Below are 17,037 nucleotides of genomic sequence, written 5' to 3'. Positions count from 1 at the left end.
GCTCCGTGCACCGGCTACCGACTCCCGGAACGGCAACCGGCTCCCGGCGGGATCCCCTACGGATACCCTGAGGGACAAGATCGGGGGCTTCCCCGGATGTGGGGAGAGCCGACGAGCCGTCAGGCTTGGCCCATGACGAATCCCCTCCCGCGCCCGCCCGACCGTCCCGGGGGCACCCGGCGGCGGGCACGAGCGCTCGCCGCCTGCGCGGTCGCCGCGCTGTGCACGCTGACGGCCGCTCTCCCCGCCTCCGCAGCCACCCGCACCGCCCCCACCGGACCGACCACCTCGTCGTCCCCCCGTCCACTCGCCCTCCCCGCCCCGACCGGTCCGTACCGGGTCGGGGAGGTGGACCTGCACCTGGCAGACCACTCCCGGGCCGACCCGTGGCGGTCCGGGCACAGCACGCGCGAGTTGATGGTCAGTGTGTACTACCCCGCGACGCGCACGGGAGGCCGTCCGGCGGCCCCGTACATGCTGCCCGCGGCTGCCGCCCACTTCGACGAGGTCACCGCGAACGGCTACCTCCGGTTGCACGTCCCGGCCGGCCGGGCGGACTGGGCGCGCACCGTCACCCACGCGACGCGCAGCGCTCCTGTGGCCTCGGGGCGCAAGGGGCGGCTTCCGGTGGTGCTCTATTCCCCGGGACTGGGCGAACCACGCACCTGGGGTACGACGTCGGCAGCCGATCTGGCCAGCCGTGGCTATGTGGTCGTCACCATCGACAACACCTACGAGTCGCCCGAGGTCCAGTTCCCGGACGGTTCCCTGGCCACCCTGTCGCTGCCCCCGGACGGTGTCGACGCCTTCCTGCGCAAGGCGCTCGCCGTGCGGGTCGCCGACACCGGCTTCGTCCTGGACGAGCTCCAGGATCTCAACAGCGGCCGGAACCCGGACGCGGACGGACAGCCGCTGCCGGAGGGCCTGGCCGGGGCGCTGGATCTGAGCGAGGTCGGCATGTTCGGCCATTCGATGGGCGGCACGGCCGCCGCGCTGGCCATGGACGCCGACCACCGGATCACCGCGGGCATCGACATGGACGGCAATCTGACCCACTACGACGGCTCACTGATGCCGGTCGCCCGGCACGGCCTCGACCGGCCCTTCCTGCTGATGGGCAAGGACGGCGACACCGACACAGGACCCGGCTGGCGGGCGTTCCGCGCCCACACCCCGGGATGGAACCGCGAGCTGACCCTGCTCGGCTCGGAGCACGCCTCGTTCACCGACGCGGAGGCACTCGTGCCACAGCTGCGTCTGTCGCCCTGCGAGCGCACCGACGACATCGGCACCATCGACCCGGCCATCGCGATACGCACCAACGAGGCCTACGTCTCCGCCTACTTCGACCACTGGCTGCGCGGCCGCAGCGGACGGCTCCTGGAGCGACCGTCGCCGGAGTACCCGGACATGGTCTTCGTGAAGTGACCGCGACACCTCGCGGGTGAGAGCGATCGGTACGGGGGCTAACAGGAGGAGGACGCGAAGCGCGTCAGCTGGTCCTTGACCCACGGGTCGTACGCTGCCAGGCGATGCCGAGCTCCAGGGACGAACCACGCCAGCTGGCCGGCGACCCACGGATCGATCCGCTGGTCGGGACCGCGGTGGCAGGGCATGCGCCGGCCGGCGTGCACCGCCGCGGTACCGGCGGCGCCGTGCCCGGCCGGTCCAGGGGTGGCCGCCGCCGCGGATCCGCCGGTGGCGAGGAGAGCGGCTGCGACCACCGTGGTCACGGCGCCGGCCGCGCCCGCTTCCCGTATCAGTTTCTTCATGGCCTTCTCCTTCCGGTGGGCCCATGACCCTGCGTATGCGGTCCATGGCTGACGGTCCTGTCCCACCCGTAGTGGCGGACCACGGAACCGCCTCCCGTGGCCGGTAGGGGCGTCTACCCGGTGGGTCGCGCCTCACTCGTCCCACCGGGCCCAGCGTGCTGGAGCACCGGGCAGCACTTCCGGAGGTGGAGACGGATGCGCAGTCGCCGGGCGCGGACCACGGTCGAGCCGGAGACCGGGTTGCCGGTCTCCGGGGTCGGGGCGCCGACGGAGGTCACGTACGTGCCGGGGAACCAGGGAGCGGCCGTCTCGTCGGGGCCGTACCGGGCGGACGGCGTGATCGTCGTGCCCACCGAGATGAGGACTCTCGCTGATGTCGGCGCCGAACTCCGCCGCGAGGGCGTGCGGTTGGTGCTTCCGGAACCGGCGTTCCCCGAACATCCGCGGTCCGTGGACGACATCGTCGACCACTTCGTCATGTGGAACGCACTGGGCCGCGGGAGTTCTCAGCTGCCGCGCGTACACGAATGGCGGCAGCGGACGCTGTGCCGACCGATGCCGCGGGCTTATGGTGGGCCGTCATGTGCGTCCGCTCTGAGGGGAACAGATGAGACCCGGGACCAGGATCGCGCGATACGCCGCCGTCTGTGCGGCGGCCCTGCTGCTCTGTACCGGCCCCACCACCACGGCATCCGCCGACGGCGCCGCCGCCGGCCGGAACCCGCTCGCCGACCGGCTCGACGCCTACTGGACCCCGGCCCGCATGGCGGCCGCGCTGCCGGCCGACACCGTCAAGGGGAGCGAGCCCGGTGCGACGGCCGCCGAAGCGTCGCCCGCGGTGGACGGGCCCCGGCCGGGCGAGTACATCCCGCCGAGCCGGAGCTTCGACGGCATGCCCCAGGCCGGCACCTTCTTCTGGACGGACGCCGGCGGCACCGGCCGCACCTGCAGCGGCTCCGTCGTCCGCAGCCCCGGCCACGACCTGGTACTGAGCGCCGGGCACTGTCTGAAGGGCTATGCCGGGACCTCGCCAAAGCGTCACCTGGCCTTCGTCCCGCAGTACCACGACGCCCGCAAACCCTTCGGGATCTTCCCGGTGCGCACGAACGGCGTCTATGTCCCCCAGCAGTACTACGACCTCGGCGAACACGCGGGAGCCGAGTACGACTTCGCCTTCGCCGTCACCGAGCCCAACCAGGACGGCACACTCCTGGAGGACGCGGTCGGCGGGGTACGGCTGCTCACCGGGACGGGCTACTACCACGCCCCGGTACGGATGGTCGGCTACCCGGCGGGGGCGGAGAAGCCGCTGACGTGCTGGAGCTGGACCACCAGGTGGGACAGCGACGACCCGGCCGATCCCGGTACGTTCCCGCGCATCGCCTGCGACGCCTTCGTGGGCGGCACCAGCGGCGGTCCGATGCTCGTACCGTGGCCCGGTGGCTGGGCGGTCATCGGCGTGATCGGCGGCTATCACACCGGCGGCAACACCCCGCAGGTCTCCTACAGTGCCTACTTCGGCACCGCCACCGAGGCCCTGTACGGTGCGGCGGTCACCGGAGCCCCGTCGGCCGGCCCCCGTCTCACCGCCGGATCATAGGGCGGCCCGCGCGCCGGGGACGTCATGCCCGCGCCGGCGGCACGTCGTCCCCGCACATGTCCCGGAAGTCGGGCCTGCACGTCCACTGCCAAGACAACGTCCCCGTGGCACGATAAGGGTGAACATCACCCTACTGAGGGGGGTGGACCATGGCCGTGTCAGAGGCTGCACCCGGCCCGAAGGCCCACAAGCCCGGTCTCCGGCGTGAGATCGGCTTCGTCGGACTCATCTGGGCCTCGGAGGGTTCGATCATCGGGTCCGGGTGGCTCTTCGGCGCACAGGGTGCGCTGGCGGCCGCCGGTCCGGCGGCGATCATCTCCTGGGCCATCGGCGGCCTGGCGATCCTGATCCTGGCGCTGGTGCACGCGGAACTCGGCGGTATGTATCCCGTTTCGGGCGGCACCGCCCGCTTCCCTCACTACGCCTTCGGCGGCGCGGCCGGCGCGTCGTTCGGCTGGTTCTCCTGGCTGCAGGCGGCCACCGTGGCACCCATCGAGGTGCTGGCGATGATCACGTACGCCCAGCACTACTCCTGGGCGAGCGGCTGGGAGAAGGTCGAGAGCGGCGAGCACGTCCTGACCCCGCCGGGCATCGCCGTCGCGGTCGGCCTGATGGCGGTCATCACGGCCGTCAACTTCCTCAGCATCCGGCTGCTGGCCCGCACCAACAGCGCGGCGACCTGGTGGAAGGTCGGCATTCCACTGCTGACGATCTTCGTGTTCGCCATCGCCCAGTTCCACACCGCCAACTTCACCGCGGCCGACGGTTTCAACCCGTACGGCGCCAAGGGCATCCTGTCCGCCGTCTCCACCAGCGGCATCATCTTCGCGCTGCTGGGCTTCGAGCAGGCGGACCAGTTGGCCGGTGAGAGCGCCAACCCCAAGCGGGACATCCCGCGAGCGGTCATCGGGTCGATCATCCTGGGCATCCTGATCTACATCCTTCTGCAGGTCACCTTCCTCACCGCACTGCCCGCCTCGCAGATCGGCAGCCACTGGGCCGACTCCGCCTTCACCGCGCTGAGCGGGCCCTTCGCCCAAGTGGCCACGCTGATCAGCCTGGGCTGGCTGGCCACGGTCCTCTATCTCGACGCCGTGGTCTCCCCCGCCGGGACCGGCCTGATCTACATCACCGGCTCGTCCCGGGTCTCCTACGGCCTGAGCCGCAACGGCTATGTGCCCTCCGTCTTCGAGACCACCAACCGGCGCGGTGTTCCCTGGGTCGGCCTCATCACCGCGTTCGTGATCGGCTGCATCTGCTTCCTGCCGTTCCCCAGCTGGCGTTCCCTGGTCGGCCTGATCACCAGCGCCAGTGTGCTGATGTACGCGGGCGCCCCCCTGTCCTTCGGGGTGTTCCGCGACCGGCTGCCCGAGGCCCACCGTCCCTACCGGCTGCCCGGCGGCCGCTGGATGTCGCCGCTCGCCTTCATCGTCGCCAACCTGCTGATCCTGTGGTCGGGTTGGACCACCGACTGGAAGCTCGGCGTCGCCATCCTGCTCGGCTACGTCATCCTGGTCGCCAACCGGCTGTTCAAGATGAACCCCATCACTCCCCAGCTCGACCTGCGGGCCGCGCAGTGGCTGCCGGTCTACCTCGTGGGCATGGGGCTCATCGTCTACCTCAGCGACTTCGGGCCGCTCAAGCACCCCTGGTTCCCGCTGTGGTGGGACATCGGGGTCGTGGCCGTGTTCAGCCTCGTCATCTACTACTGGGCCATGGCGGTCGCCCTGCCCACCGAACGTATCCAGAGACTGATCGACCAGGTCGTCGTTCCGGAGGAGGAGGACATCCTCTGAGCCGCCGGGTCCCGGGCCGTTCCGCTTCCGTTCTCCGGCCTCGGACCTCAGCGTCGCGCGTGGCGGATCCTCAGCCGCCCGAACTCCATGGTTCCGGAGATCCGGATCCGCAGCCCGCCGGGGCGGGGGTGCCGGCGGGTCTCGTAGCGGGGGTCCTTCCACACGGTGCGCAGCTCCTGGATCTCGACGATCGCGTCGCGCGGCACGATGATCTCGGCTCCGCCCGTGCCGAGGTGCAACTCGATGTCGACCACCGGATGCTCGATGACCGCGTGGGACAGGTCCAGGCGCACCCTGCCGAACGCGGACTCGACCCGGAGGATCCGAGGCACCCTTCTTCCCGCCGTGACCGTGACGTGCCGTCAGGGGACACTTCCAGCATGCCCCGTCCCCGGCGGTGACGGGCCGCCGTGCATGAGGTCACCCGTCACCGGCGCGCGATCAGGCGTCCCAGGTGACCGGGAGGCTCTTCACCCCGTAGATGTCCGCGGTCTCCGGGCGCAGGGCGACCTCCTCGGCCGGGACGGCCAGGCGGAGTGTGGGGAAGCGGTTGAACAGCGCGGGGAACGCGACCCGCATCTCGACGCGGGCCAGCTGCTGGCCCAGGCACTGGTGGATGCCGTGACCGAAGGCCAGGTGTCCGCCGTCCTGCCTCCGCAGGTCGAGCACATGGGGATCGGCGAAGCGCTCGGGGTCGCGGTTGGCGGTGTTGTACGACAGGACGACCGTCGTACCGGCCTTGATGGTCTGGCCGCCCACCTCGACGTCCTCCAGCGCCGTCCTCCAGAACTGCTTGGCGACGCTCAGATACCGCAGCAGTTCCTCCACGGCCCGGTCGGCGAGCGCGGGATCGGCGCGCAGCGCGGCCAGTTGCTCCGGGTGCCGCAGCAGGGCGAAGGTGCCGAGGGACAGCATGTTCGCGGTGGTGTCGAACCCGGCGGCCAGCAGGATCAGGCTGATCCCCTTCAGCTCCTCATCGGTCAGGTCGCTGTCGGTGAGTTCGCTGAGCACGTCGTCGGTGGGGTGGGCGCGCTTGGCGGCCACCAGTTCCGCGAGATACTCCTGGGTCGCGGTGTAGGCCGCTATCAGCTCCTCCTCGCTTGTCTCCCCGCCCATGAAGGCGTCGATCTGCTCCTGGAAGGAGCCCCGGTCCCGGTACGGCACCCCCAGCAGCTCGCAGATGACGATGGTGGGGATGGGCTTGGCGAACGCGGTCACCAGGTCCGCCGGGGGCCCGGCCTTCTCCATGGCGTCGAGGCACTCGGCGGTGATCTGCTCGACGCGCTCGGTGAGCAGCCGCATCCGCCGTACGGTGAACTTGCCCATCAGCGGTTTCCGATAGCGCATGTGCTGTGGCTCGTCCGTGAGGAGGAACTCGCCGGGCGGGGCCGGAGGAACCTCGAAGTCGCCGACGTTCAGGAGTTCCTTGCGCGAGCTGAACCGCGGGTCGGCCAGGACCGACCGCACCAGGTCGTATCCGGTGATCAGCCAGCCGGGTTTTCCCTCGGGATGGGTGTAGCGGCTGATGGGGCCGTGCCGACGGGCGTCGATCAGCTCTGCCGGCGGGTCGAAGGGGCAGCCGGGCCGACGCTCCGCCGGCAGCGCCGTGACGGTGTGGACGGATTCACTCATCGCCATTCCCCATCTCGCGATATTACGTGTTTGATGCGACCTGAAAGCTACGTTGCATTCAGAATCCCTGTCAATCGACCAAAAGTAATTTCACGAGGTCAGCGGCGAGAAATTGATGCAATGACGCTGAACTCGAATGCAATGACGCGTTGCAATGAGTCTCTCCGGAGGGCGCGCGCTCCTGACGTGACGGGCCCGAGCCGAACGGCACTCTCCCGGGCAGCCGCGACCGCGGTCTAAGAGGCTGTTAAGAACGCCGTTTGGCAGGCTGGTCCCATGAACGACGCAGCTCAGGACGTGTCCCCCGCCGGTGCCGCGCGCGTGCTGGTCGTGGATGACGACCCCGAGGTACGCGCCGCCCTGGAGGACGGGCTGGCCCTGGAGGGGTTCACCGTCCGTGGTGCGGCGGACGGACACGCGGCTCTGACGGCCGTGGCGGCCTGGGAGCCGGACGCGCTGGTGCTCGATGTGATGATGCCGGTGGTGGACGGGCTCGCGGTGTGCCGGCAGTTGCGGGCGCTGGGCGACCGTACGCCGATCCTGGTGCTGACCGCGCTCGACACGGTCAGCGACCGGGTGGACGGCCTGGACGCGGGAGCCGACGACTACCTGGTCAAGCCGTTCGCGCTGGACGAGCTGGCCGCCCGGCTGCGCGCCCTGCTGCGCCGCGCCGGTCCCGCCGGGCCGGCCCCGTCCGCACAGCTGCGCTTCGCCGATCTGGTCGTGGACCCGCGGACCCGCACGGGGCAGCGGGGCGGGCGGCGGCTGGAGTTCACCCGGACCGAGTGGAGCCTGCTGGACCTGCTGCTGCGCCACCCCGGGCAGGTACTGGAGCGGGAGACGATCATGCGCTGGGTGTGGGGCCGGGATCTCGGGCCCGAATCCAATTCGCTGGCCGTCTACGTCGGGTACCTGCGCCGGAAACTGGAGGCCGACGGCGCCTCGCGGCTCGTGCACACCGTGCATGGCATCGGCTACCGGCTGGACGAACGGTGACGCGGCCCCGCCGGTCCCGTCGGCCGCGCCGGCACCGCCGCCCTCCGCTGCGCCGCCGACTCGCCGTGACCGCGTCGGCCGCGGTGGCGGGCGTGGCGCTGGCCGTGTGCGCGGGCGCGTACGCCGTCACCGTCTACACCCTGCACCGGCAGTTCGACCTGCGGCTGACGCAGGCGGCCACGCTGGCCATCCGGCAGCACCAGCAGGAGGGTCCCGGGGTGCAGGCCGGCGAGTGCCGGTACCTGGCCGCGCCCGCCTGCGCCCAACTGGTGCCCGAGTCCCCCGCGCACGACCCGGGCCGGCCCTATCTGCTGCCCGTCACCCGTGCGGTGCGCGAGGTCGCCGGCCGCCACCGGGCGCCGTACTACAGCATGGCTTCGGTGGACGGTCAACCGGTACGGGTGCTGACCACGCCGGCCCGCCGAGGGCTGGCCGTGCAGGTGGCGCTGCGCTTCGACGGGGTACGGCACGCCGAGCGGCAGGCCGCCGGGCTGCTCGCCGGGATCGGCGGGGCGGGTGTGCCGGTCGCGGCCCTGCTGGGCTACTGGGTGTCCCGCTCGGGGCTGGCTCCGGTGACCCGGCTGACGTCGACCGCGGAGCGGATCACGGCCACCCGTGACGCGGGACTCCGTATCGAGCTGCCGCCCGGGCAGCGGGGCGGCGAGGACGAGATCACCCGTCTCGCCGTCACCTTCAACACCATGCTCGACGCCCTGGAGGAGTCACTCGCCGCGCAACGGCGCCTGGTCGCCGACGCCTCGCACGAACTGCGCACACCGCTGACGGCGTTGCGCGCCAACGCCGAGATCCTGCTGCGCGCCGACCGGCTGACCCCGCGTCAGCGGGAGCGGGCGACCGGCGCCCTCACCCGCCAGTTGCGGGAGGTGACCACGCTGGTCAACGACCTGATCGACCTGGCCCGCGACGAAGAGCCGCAGCAGTCCCTGGAGTCGGTGCAGCCGGCCGCCCTGCTGGAGCACGCCGTGGCGGCCGCCCGCGATCACTGGCCCCACGTCCCCTTCGTCCTCGACACCGACACCGCTGCGGCGTCCGCCCTGACGGCCGCGGTGCCGAGCCGGCTGACCCGGCTGCTCTCCAACCTGCTCGACAACGCCGCGAAGTTCTCCCCGCCCGGCGGCCGGGTCGAGGTGGCGGCGCACCGGTCGGCGGACGGCGACAGGCTGGAGATCAGTGTCCGTGACCACGGTCCCGGTATCGACTCGGCCGACCTTCCCCATGTGTTCGACCGCTTCTACCGGGCCCGCGCCGCCCGTGCCCTTCCCGGCTCGGGCCTCGGCCTGGCCATGGCCCGTCAGATCGCCCAGACCCACCACGCCGAACTCACCGCCCACCAGGCCCCGGGAGGCGGGGCCCTGTTCCGGCTGAGCCTGCCCGTGGACACGCGCTCGCCCCACTGAACCGTCGGCTCCGCCGAAACCCCCTGGCCGCCGGGCCGTTGCGGTCCCAGATCGGCACCTGGCCGCCACCCGCGGCTGTGCCAGTGGTTCAAGGTAGGCGAAGTAACCGGGATGTGATGTCGCGTCAGACAAACGGCTGGTTCTGCACCGCGTGTCCTTGACAGCAGAGGCCAGAGGGGCCACTTTGCGGGACAACGTTGTCGAAGGGACATGGTCACGATGGTGCCGTTCCGCCTTCTGTCCGTGCTCGCCGCCGGCGCCCTGACCGTGGGTGCCGCCTACACTCCCGCGCAAGCCGATCCCACCCCGCCCGCGCCGGTCTCCGACCCGGCCTCACTGGTGAATCCCTTCATCGGGACCACACACGCCGCCGACGACTTCCCGGGAGCCGACACCCCGTTCGGGATGGTCCAGTGGAGCCCCGACACCAGCCCGCACCGCCCGGACGGCGGCGGCTACGAGTACGGTGACTCGGCCATCACCGGATTCGGTCTGACGCACATAGCGGGACCGGGCTGCCGGGCCGCCGGTGACATCCCGGTGCTGCCGACCGTCGGCACGGTGGACACGGGCGCCACGGTCGGCTTCTCGCACACCGACGAATCCGCCACGCCCGGCTCGTACACGGTGTCGCTGGACAACGGTGTGACAACGGAACTGACCGCCACCGCCCGCAGCGGGATGGCCCGGTTCACCTTCCCGTCCACCACCCGGGCGAACCTCCTGTTCAAGCTGACGGGCAGCGAGAACGGCGACACCGCCGCGCAGTTCGACGTGGTGAACGACACTGAGGTGCGGGGGAAGGTCACCAGCGGCAACTTCTGCGGCGAGGGCAACTCCTACACGGTGTACTACGACATGGTCTTCGACCAGCCGTTCCGCCACAGCGGCACCGCGCTGGCCGCCGTCACGCCGACCACCCCCCGGACCGACGCCTCCCCCAGTGCCCCCGAGGCGCCCAACAAGCCGGTGCTGCACGGCCCCGTGCCCCGTCCCCCGCACCCCTTCGCTCCCGAGGCGAGCGGCTCCGACGGCTATGTCACGTTCGACACCACCGCGCACCGGACCGTTCAGGCCAAGGTCGGCATCTCCTATGTGTCTGCCGCCGGCGCGGCGGGCAACCGCCAGGCGGAGAACCCGGGTTGGGACCTGGCCAAGGTCCGCGGCGCGGCGCACGACGCCTGGAAGTCCCTCCTCGGCCGGGTCCGGATCGCCGGCGGGACGCCCGCCCAGCAGACCGTCTTCTACACGGCGCTGTACCACGCGCTGCTGCATCCGAACGTGATCAGTGACACCAACCGCCGCTATCCCGGCTTCGACGGCAGGACCCATACCGTCGACCAGGGCCATGGCGCCGCCTACGCCAACTACTCGGGCTGGGACGTCTACCGCTCGCAGGCCCAGCTCGAGGCGCTCGTCGCGCCCCGGGTCGCCTCCGACACCGCCCAGTCGATGGTCGACGACTACCGCCAGACCGGCCTGTTCCCCAAGTGGTCGGAGAACAACGGCGAGACCCACGTCATGGTGGGTGATCCGGCGGACGAGATCATCGCCGACTACTACGCCTTCGGGGCCCGCGCGTTCGACACCGCCACCGCACTCAAGGGCATGATCGCGGAGGCCACCGTCCCCAACGACAACCGGCCCGGGCTCACCTACCTGCAGCAGCTGGGGTGGCTGCCCAGCAACGGCAAGTACGGCTGCTGCAACTTCTACGGCGCCGCTGCCACCACCCTCGAGTACAACTCGGCGGACTTCGCCGTCTCGGCCCTCGCGGGCGCCCTCGGCCACACCGCCGACCAGCAGCGGTTCGCGGACCGCGCGCAGGACTGGCAGAACCTGTTCCACCACGGCAGCGGCTTCGTCCAGCCGCGCGACGCCTCGGGCACGTGGACGGCGGGCTTCTCGCCGACCTCGGGCAGGAACTTCGTCGAGGGCGACTCCTGGCAGTACACGCCGATGGTGCCGTTCAACCTGCACGGGCTGGCGACGGCCATGGGCGGTGACGCGGCCATGGCCAGATACCTGGACACGGACCTGTCCTCGCTGACCGGCGCCGGCGGATACACCGACCTGGGCAACGAGCCCAGCCTCAACATCCCCTGGGAATACGACTACATCGGCCGCCCCTACCAGACACAGAAGGTCGTCCGGCAGGTCCAGGACCAGATCTGGACCGCCGGCCCGGCCGGGCTCGCGGGCAACGACGACCTGGGCGAGATGAGCTCGTGGTACGTGTGGTCCGCCCTCGGCATGTATCCCGAGACCCCGGGCACCGCCGACCTGGCCCTGGGCAGCCCGCTCTTCCCTCAGGCCGTCATCACCCTCCCGTCCGGACACACCCTCACGATCAACGGCGACGGTGCGGCGGACGACGCCCCGTACGTCCAGTCCGCCACCTGGAACGGCACGGCCTGGAACGCGGCGCACGCACCCGACGGCGCCCTGACCGGCGGTGGCACCCTCACCTACGTACTCGGCACCTCGCCCGACACGTCCTGGGCGTCGGACCCCTCCGCCGCCCCGCCCTCCTACCCGGGCGCGCCGGGCCGCACCGACGTCGGGACGTCCGGCGACACCGCCGCGGCCTCGGCCAACTTCGACGGCGCGGGCTACAGCTACTCGGCGCACGCCCTGGCCGGCGCGGGCGTCACGCCGGGTTCGCAGCTCACCGTGAACGGCGTGACGTTCACCTGGCCCGACGTGGCGGCCGGCGCACCGGACAACTACGAGGCGAACGGGCAGACGGTACGGACACCGGGCTCGGGCAGCATCTCCTTCCTGGGTGCCGCCAACAACGGTCCGGTATCCGGCACGGCGACCGTCACCTACACGGACGGCACGACCCAGTCGGTCCCGGTCGGCCTCTCCGACTGGACGCTGAACGGGGGCGCCGCCTCACCGCTCGCCGACAACACCGTCGCGGTGACCCTGCCGTACCGCAACCACGCGGGCACCGCGTCCGACAGCACCCGGACGTATGTGTTCGCCACGGCACCCGTGGCGCTGAGTCCGGGCAGGACGGTCAGCAGTGTGCGCCTGCCGTCCGACGTCGCCGCCGGTGGCCTGCACGTCTTCGCGATCGGTTTCGGCAACAGCTGACCCTGTGCGCAGGCAGGTGCCGGAACATGCCGTTGAGTGGAGCAATCCCGGGGTACGGAGGCACCGCGCACCAGGCTGGTCGGGTGACGCACGAACGGACCGGCCGGGAGCCGGAGGACGGCTCGATGCCTCGGCCCCGGCTGCCGGCGCCTCCGGCGTGGCTGCGCTGGCTTCCGGCCCTGTACGTCGCGGCCGTGCTGCTGCTGGAGCCGGCCACGCCCGTGGACTGGCCGGTGAGCTTCGTGCTGATCGCCGTACCCCTGGTGACCGCGTTCGCGCACGGTCCCGTCATCGTCGGCGCCGCCACGCTGTTCGCCCTGGGCCTCGAAGCGGTGCTGGCCGGCACCCCGTGCTGTGCCGGCCGGTCCGTCGGCTATCTCTGGGACCGTCACTACGTCGCGTCCTACATCTGTACGGTCCTGGTGGGCGCCCTCGGCACGATCCTGGCCGCCCACCGGATCCGGCGCGAACGCACCCTCGCCGACGTGCGGTTCGTGGCCGAGATCGCGCAGCGCGTCCTGCTGCGGCCGGTGCCGCACCGGATCGGCCACCTCCGCCTGGAGAGCCTCTACCTCTCCGCGGCGGCGGAGGCCCGTATCGGCGGCGACCTGTACGAGGCCGTCCCCACCCGGTTCGGCGTCCGCCTGGTCATCGGCGACGTCCGGGGCAAGGGACTGCTCGCGGTCGAGACCGCAGCCGCTCTGCTGGGGGCGTTCCGCGAGGCGGCGTACGACGAACCGGAGCTGCCCGCTCTGGCCGGCCGGGTGGACACGAGCATGAGCCGCAGGGCGACGCAGCTCGGCGGTACGGAGACGGGCGAACGGTTCGTCACCGCGGTCTTCGCCGAGATCCCCGCCGACGGCCGGCTCGTCCGCATCGTCAACTGCGGCCACCCGCCGCCCATCTCGCTCAGCGCCGGCGAGGTGCGCGAACTGGAGAGCGAGCGGCCGGCCCCGCCCCTGAACCTCGGTATGCTCGTCGAGGACCCGTTCCGCCTCGAGGTGTATCCCTTCCGGCCCGGCGAGCAGCTGCTGCTGTACACGGACGGCGTCACGGAGACACGGGACGCGGCCGGCGCCTTCTATCCGCTGCTGCAGCGTCTGCGCTCTTGGGGTCCCCTCCCGCCGAAGGAGCTGCTCGCACGGCTCCACGACGACCTGCTGGCCTACAGCCACAACGGCCTGCAGGACGACACCGCGGCCCTCGCGGTCTGCCTGCTGCCCGAGGAGCCGCCGGCCGGGCCACCGGCCGAGTGAACACGGCTGGTGTCAGAAGGCCGGCTGGGCTCAGCCGGTGACGGACGGCAGGGTGGGCTCCGCCGGTGTCAGAAAGCCGTGTGGGCGAACCAGTTGTCCAGGACCGCCGTCTGTCCCGAGACGTCGAAGGCGGAGTCCTGGTACGACCGCCGGCCGTAGAGCAGGAGCAGCAGATCCGCCGCCCGCGCGCGCACCGCCGCCGTGACCGGCGCGGCCTCTCCCGCCGCGTGGTCCGCACGCGGCAGCGGCCGGAAGCCGTCCGGGTCGAGCCGAACCCGCCACTCCTCACCGGATCCCTCGCCGGGGTCCGTGCACCGGAACGCGAGGATCTCGCCGTCGCCGCGCAGCTTCCGCACGCCGGGAGCGAAGAGACCCGCGTAGGGCAGGTTGACGAGGAACTCGTCCACGCCGTCCGCGGCGAGTACGGGGTCGAGGTCGGAGTCCAGGCCGACGGCACGCTCCGCATCCACCCGGTGCAGCAGTGTCTCGAAGAGCATCCGCCGGGCCCAGAACCGCGCGTGCCGGTCCTCGCCCCAGACCCACATCGGCGCCTCGGGGTCCGTGTCCCGCAGCACGGCCGCCACCGCGGGCACCCCCGCGGCCACCCAGTCGGGATACTCCCGCGGGCTCTCCGGCAGCCCCAGCTCGACGTCGCGGCTGCGGGGAGGCTCCTGCACCAGCCGCGTCAGCAGGGTGCTGAACCAGCGCTGCAGCGAACCCACGTGCCGGGTGAGGTCGGCCAGGGTCCAGTCGGGGCAGGAGGGCACGGCAGCCGCCGGATCGGCACCCCGGACCACCTCGGCGAAGCGCAGGGTCTCGCGGGCGATGGCCTCACGGTAGGTGTCGTACGGCAGAGGATGCTCCGCCTGGTTGGTCGCTGCCATCGGCTGCCGCCGTCCTGTTCTGTCCTGGGCGTCGAACTCGGTCGCCGACAGTCTGGATGCTGGAGTGCACTCCAAGGCAAGTCCGGGCTTTCAGGGGATCTCCTGTTCGGCCCAGATGACCTTGCCGTCGCCGGTGTACCGGGCTCCCCAGCGCTGGGTGAGCTGGGCCACCAGGAAGAGCCCGCGACCGCCTTCGTCCGTGATCCGGGCGTGCCGGAGCCGGGGGGCCGTACTGCTGGCGTCGGCGACCTCGCAGGTGAGGCGGGTGTCCCGGAGGAGCCGTAGCCGGATGGGCGGGGTGGCGTAGCGGATGGCGTTCGTGACGAGTTCACTCACCACGAGTTCCGTCGTGACGGCCAGTTCGCCGAGGCCCCAGTCCTCGACCTGGCGGGTGGCCTGGGCGCGCAGGACGCCGACGGCGGCCGGGTCGGCGGTGACGTCCCAGGAGGCGACCCGGTCGGTGCCGAGGGCGTGGGTGCGTGTCAGGAGCAGGGCGATGTCGTCGGGCTGCGGCACGGGCACGAGCTGCCGCACGGTGGAGGCGCACACCGCGTCGAGGTCTTCCCCGGTGTGCGCGAGTACCTCCCCGAGCTGGGACATGCCGCGCTCCACGTCGCGGTCGCAGCCCTCGATCAGACCGTTGGTGTACAGGCCGAAGAGGCTGTTCTCGGCCAGTTCGATCTCGGTGGCCTCGAACGCCATGCCGCCCAGTCCGAGCGGGGGCCCGGCGGGGATCTCGGCGAAGCGGGCGGGCCCGCCGGGTGCCACGACGACGGGCGGCGGGTGTCCGGCGCGGGCCATCGCGCACCGCCTGCTGACCGGGTCGTACACGGCGTAGACGCAGGTCGCGCCGATGAAGGTGCTCCGGGCGGCCGTGCCGGCGGCGGTCTCCTCGTCGCTCAGCCGGAGCACGAGGTCGTCGAGATGGGCGAGCAGTTCGTCCGGGGGCATCTCCATTGCGGCGAGTGTCTGCACGGCCGTGCGCAGCCGGCCCATGCTCGCCGCCGCGGTGATGCCGTGCCCGACGACGTCGCCGATGACGAGGCCCACCCGGGCGCCGGACAGCGGGATCACGTCGAACCAGTCGCCGCCGACACCGTCCGAGGGGTCGGCGGGCCGGTAGCAGGAGGCCACCTCCAGCGCCGTGCCGCCGGTCAGGGCGGGTGGCAGCAGGCTGCGCTGCAGGGTGAGCGCCGCTGTGTGCTCCCTGGTGTAGCGGCGGGCGTTGTCGACGCACACCGCCGCGCGGGCCACCAGCTCCCGGGCGAGCAGGACGTCGTCGGTCCCGAAGGAGACGGGGTTGAGCGACCGGGCGAACGTGGTGAGGCCGAGGACGGTGTTCCGCGCCCGCATGGGCACGGCGATGAGCGAGTGCATGCCGAACTCGCGGATGCGCTCCGTGCGCACGGGCTCCCGGGCGAGCCACAGTTCGTCGGACGGGTCGAGGACCGGGATGAGCAGCGGCTCGCCCTCGGTGAGCAGGCTCCCGTCGTGGGGTGGCGGGAGGAAGTGGACCCGGTCGCCGACCCGTGCGACGGCCTCGGGGCAGCCCTCGCGCACCGACCGCAGCGCCGCACGGCGCATCACGGGCCGGGCGGGCGCGGGTCCCGCGTCGGTGAGCCAGGCTCCGTGGCCCTCGGTGCTGAGCACGGGTTCCAGCAGGTCGACGATGACGAAGTCCGCGAAGCGGGGGACGGCGAAGTCGGCGAGTTCCTGGGCGGTGCGCAGCACGTCGAGTGTCGTGCCGATGCTGGTGCCGGCTTCGTTGACCATGGTCAGCAGCCGGCGGGCGTTCCACCGCTCGGTGACGTCCTGGACCATGTAGCAGACGCCGGTGATGGTGTCGTCGACGTCCACCAGGGGGAAGAACGAGGTCGAGTAGGCGTGCCGGCGGTGCGGGTCGGCCCAGCTCCAGCCCATGTACTCGTAGTCGGTCACCGGCAGGCCCGTCGCGAGGACCTTGCGCATGAGACTCTCCAGGGCCTCCGCCTGCAGCCCCGGCAGCAGCTCGCTCAGCCGCCGCCCGAGCCGTTCGTCCCGGGGAACCCCGCCGAACCGCTCCAGGGTGTCGTTCAGCCAGACGTACCGGAGTTCGGTGTCCATGACGGCCATGCCGACCGGTGAGCGGGTCAGGAACCCGTCCAGGACCGACAGGCCCATGGTCCACCGCTGCCGCTCTTCGCGGGCCGACGCCAGGAAGCATTCGGTGTCGCCCAGGAGGAAGGAGGCCGAGACCCGCAGCCGGAGGTCGAGTCGGCGGCCGTCGCGGTGCCGTAGGGCGATCTGCCCGCTCCAGCCGTTTCCGGCGCGGCACCGCTCCACGACGCCGGCGAGCCGTACGGGGTCCTCGGGCACGGCGAGCAGCCGCGCGGCGCAGACGCCCAGGACGTCCGGGGCCGCGTAGCCGAGGAGTGCTTCGGCGTTGCGGGTCCAGCCCACCACCACGCCGTACTCGGAGATCACCGCGGTCGCGTCGGTGGACGCGTCGAAGAACTCACCCGGTTCCCCGGGTGTGGCCGCGGAGAAGCCCTTTCGTGCCGGTTCCATCAGTGACACCCATACCCCACTATGAGCCTGTTCG

12 protein-coding genes and 1 pseudogene are annotated in these 17,037 nt (G+C 71.7%); 7 read left to right on the top strand and 6 right to left on the bottom strand.

All coding sequences use genetic code 11. The features are described from left to right. Window positions 1-132 precede the first annotated feature (132 nt). Window positions 133-1,428, top strand: a complete 1,296-nt coding sequence (locus ACWC94_RS28605; protein WP_450800042.1) for an alpha/beta hydrolase family protein — start codon at window positions 133-135, stop codon at window positions 1,426-1,428. A 38-nt stretch (window positions 1,429-1,466) separates the two neighbouring features. Here the strand turns inward: ACWC94_RS28605 and ACWC94_RS28600 are convergent, their stop codons facing one another. Continuing rightward, complete coding sequence (locus tag ACWC94_RS28600) at window positions 1,467-1,772, bottom strand: hypothetical protein (protein ID WP_450800040.1); 306 nt, start codon at window positions 1,770-1,772, stop codon at window positions 1,467-1,469. A 113-nt stretch (window positions 1,773-1,885) separates the two neighbouring features. After that, window positions 1,886-2,125: a hypothetical protein gene (locus tag ACWC94_RS28595; protein ID WP_450800038.1), complete on the bottom strand. Its 240-nt coding sequence runs from the start codon at window positions 2,123-2,125 to the stop codon at window positions 1,886-1,888. Between the two features lie 254 nt (window positions 2,126-2,379). Here ACWC94_RS28595 and ACWC94_RS28590 point away from each other — a divergent pair, with 254 nt between their 5' ends. Together ACWC94_RS28590 and ACWC94_RS28585 are read left to right on the top strand one after the other, a co-directional pair. Beyond that, a complete protein-coding gene (locus ACWC94_RS28590) occupies window positions 2,380-3,372 on the top strand; it encodes a trypsin-like serine peptidase (RefSeq protein ID WP_450800037.1) in 993 nt (330 codons plus the stop codon). A 149-nt stretch (window positions 3,373-3,521) separates the two neighbouring features. After that, window positions 3,522-5,168 (top strand): APC family permease, encoded by a 1,647-nt coding sequence (locus tag ACWC94_RS28585; protein ID WP_450800035.1) that lies wholly within the window; start codon window positions 3,522-3,524, stop codon window positions 5,166-5,168. 47 nt (window positions 5,169-5,215) lie between these two features. Here the strand turns inward: ACWC94_RS28585 and ACWC94_RS28580 are convergent. Both ACWC94_RS28580 and ACWC94_RS28575 read right to left on the bottom strand, forming a co-directional pair. Continuing rightward, window positions 5,216-5,503, bottom strand: a pseudogene (locus ACWC94_RS28580) (hypothetical protein); the annotation flags it as partial. Between the two features lie 106 nt (window positions 5,504-5,609). Then, complete coding sequence (locus tag ACWC94_RS28575) at window positions 5,610-6,800, bottom strand: cytochrome P450 (RefSeq protein WP_450800033.1); 1,191 nt, start codon at window positions 6,798-6,800, stop codon at window positions 5,610-5,612. A gap of 276 nt (window positions 6,801-7,076) precedes the next feature. Here ACWC94_RS28575 and ACWC94_RS28570 point away from each other — a divergent pair, with 276 nt between their 5' ends. The 4 genes from ACWC94_RS28570 to ACWC94_RS28555 all read left to right on the top strand — a co-directional run bounded on the left by ACWC94_RS28570 (window position 7,077) and on the right by ACWC94_RS28555 (window position 13,572). After that, window positions 7,077-7,796: a response regulator transcription factor gene (locus tag ACWC94_RS28570; protein WP_450800032.1), complete on the top strand. Its 720-nt coding sequence runs from the start codon at window positions 7,077-7,079 to the stop codon at window positions 7,794-7,796. Window positions 7,797-7,861: 65 nt separating this feature from the next. After that, window positions 7,862-9,214, top strand: a complete 1,353-nt coding sequence (locus ACWC94_RS28565) for a HAMP domain-containing sensor histidine kinase (protein ID WP_450800031.1) — start codon at window positions 7,862-7,864, stop codon at window positions 9,212-9,214. 222 nt (window positions 9,215-9,436) lie between these two features. Continuing rightward, on the top strand, window positions 9,437-12,316 hold the full coding sequence (locus ACWC94_RS28560; protein ID WP_450800030.1) for a lectin: 2,880 nt from the start codon (window positions 9,437-9,439) through the stop codon (window positions 12,314-12,316). An 83-nt stretch (window positions 12,317-12,399) separates the two neighbouring features. Further along, window positions 12,400-13,572, top strand: coding sequence for a PP2C family protein-serine/threonine phosphatase (locus ACWC94_RS28555; RefSeq protein WP_450800028.1), 1,173 nt, complete (start codon window positions 12,400-12,402; stop codon window positions 13,570-13,572). A 68-nt stretch (window positions 13,573-13,640) separates the two neighbouring features. Here ACWC94_RS28555 and ACWC94_RS28550 read toward each other — a convergent pair whose 3' ends face one another. Both ACWC94_RS28550 and ACWC94_RS28545 read right to left on the bottom strand, forming a co-directional pair. After that, the gene (locus ACWC94_RS28550; RefSeq protein WP_450800027.1) at window positions 13,641-14,456 is read right to left on the bottom strand and encodes a maleylpyruvate isomerase family mycothiol-dependent enzyme; all 816 of its coding nucleotides are present in this window, start codon (window positions 14,454-14,456) and stop codon (window positions 13,641-13,643) included. Between the two features lie 90 nt (window positions 14,457-14,546). Continuing rightward, the gene (locus ACWC94_RS28545; protein ID WP_450800026.1) at window positions 14,547-17,003 is read right to left on the bottom strand and encodes a SpoIIE family protein phosphatase; all 2,457 of its coding nucleotides are present in this window, start codon (window positions 17,001-17,003) and stop codon (window positions 14,547-14,549) included. Between the last annotated feature and the right edge of the window lie 34 nt (window positions 17,004-17,037).

Source organism: Streptomyces sp. NPDC001135 (assembly GCF_053598395.1).
Note: the sequence above shows the minus strand (reverse complement) of the source record. Positions and strands in the feature narration are given on the sequence as shown.

What these genes read in the sequence shown, in the direction of transcription:
- ACWC94_RS28605 (WP_450800042.1), top strand. Translation starts at nt 133, where the DNA reads ATGACGAATCCCCTCCCGCGCCCGCCCGACCGTCCCGGGGGCACCCGG.
- ACWC94_RS28590 (WP_450800037.1), top strand. Translation starts at nt 2,380, where the DNA reads ATGAGACCCGGGACCAGGATCGCGCGATACGCCGCCGTCTGTGCGGCG.
- ACWC94_RS28570 (WP_450800032.1), top strand. Translation starts at nt 7,077, where the DNA reads ATGAACGACGCAGCTCAGGACGTGTCCCCCGCCGGTGCCGCGCGCGTG.
- ACWC94_RS28550 (WP_450800027.1), bottom strand. Translation starts at nt 14,456, where the DNA reads ATGGCAGCGACCAACCAGGCGGAGCATCCTCTGCCGTACGACACCTAC.
- ACWC94_RS28545 (WP_450800026.1), bottom strand. Translation starts at nt 17,003, where the DNA reads ATGGAACCGGCACGAAAGGGCTTCTCCGCGGCCACACCCGGGGAACCG.
- ACWC94_RS28575 (WP_450800033.1), bottom strand. Translation starts at nt 6,800, where the DNA reads ATGAGTGAATCCGTCCACACCGTCACGGCGCTGCCGGCGGAGCGTCGG.
- ACWC94_RS28585 (WP_450800035.1), top strand. Translation starts at nt 3,522, where the DNA reads ATGGCCGTGTCAGAGGCTGCACCCGGCCCGAAGGCCCACAAGCCCGGT.
- ACWC94_RS28600 (WP_450800040.1), bottom strand. Translation starts at nt 1,772, where the DNA reads ATGAAGAAACTGATACGGGAAGCGGGCGCGGCCGGCGCCGTGACCACG.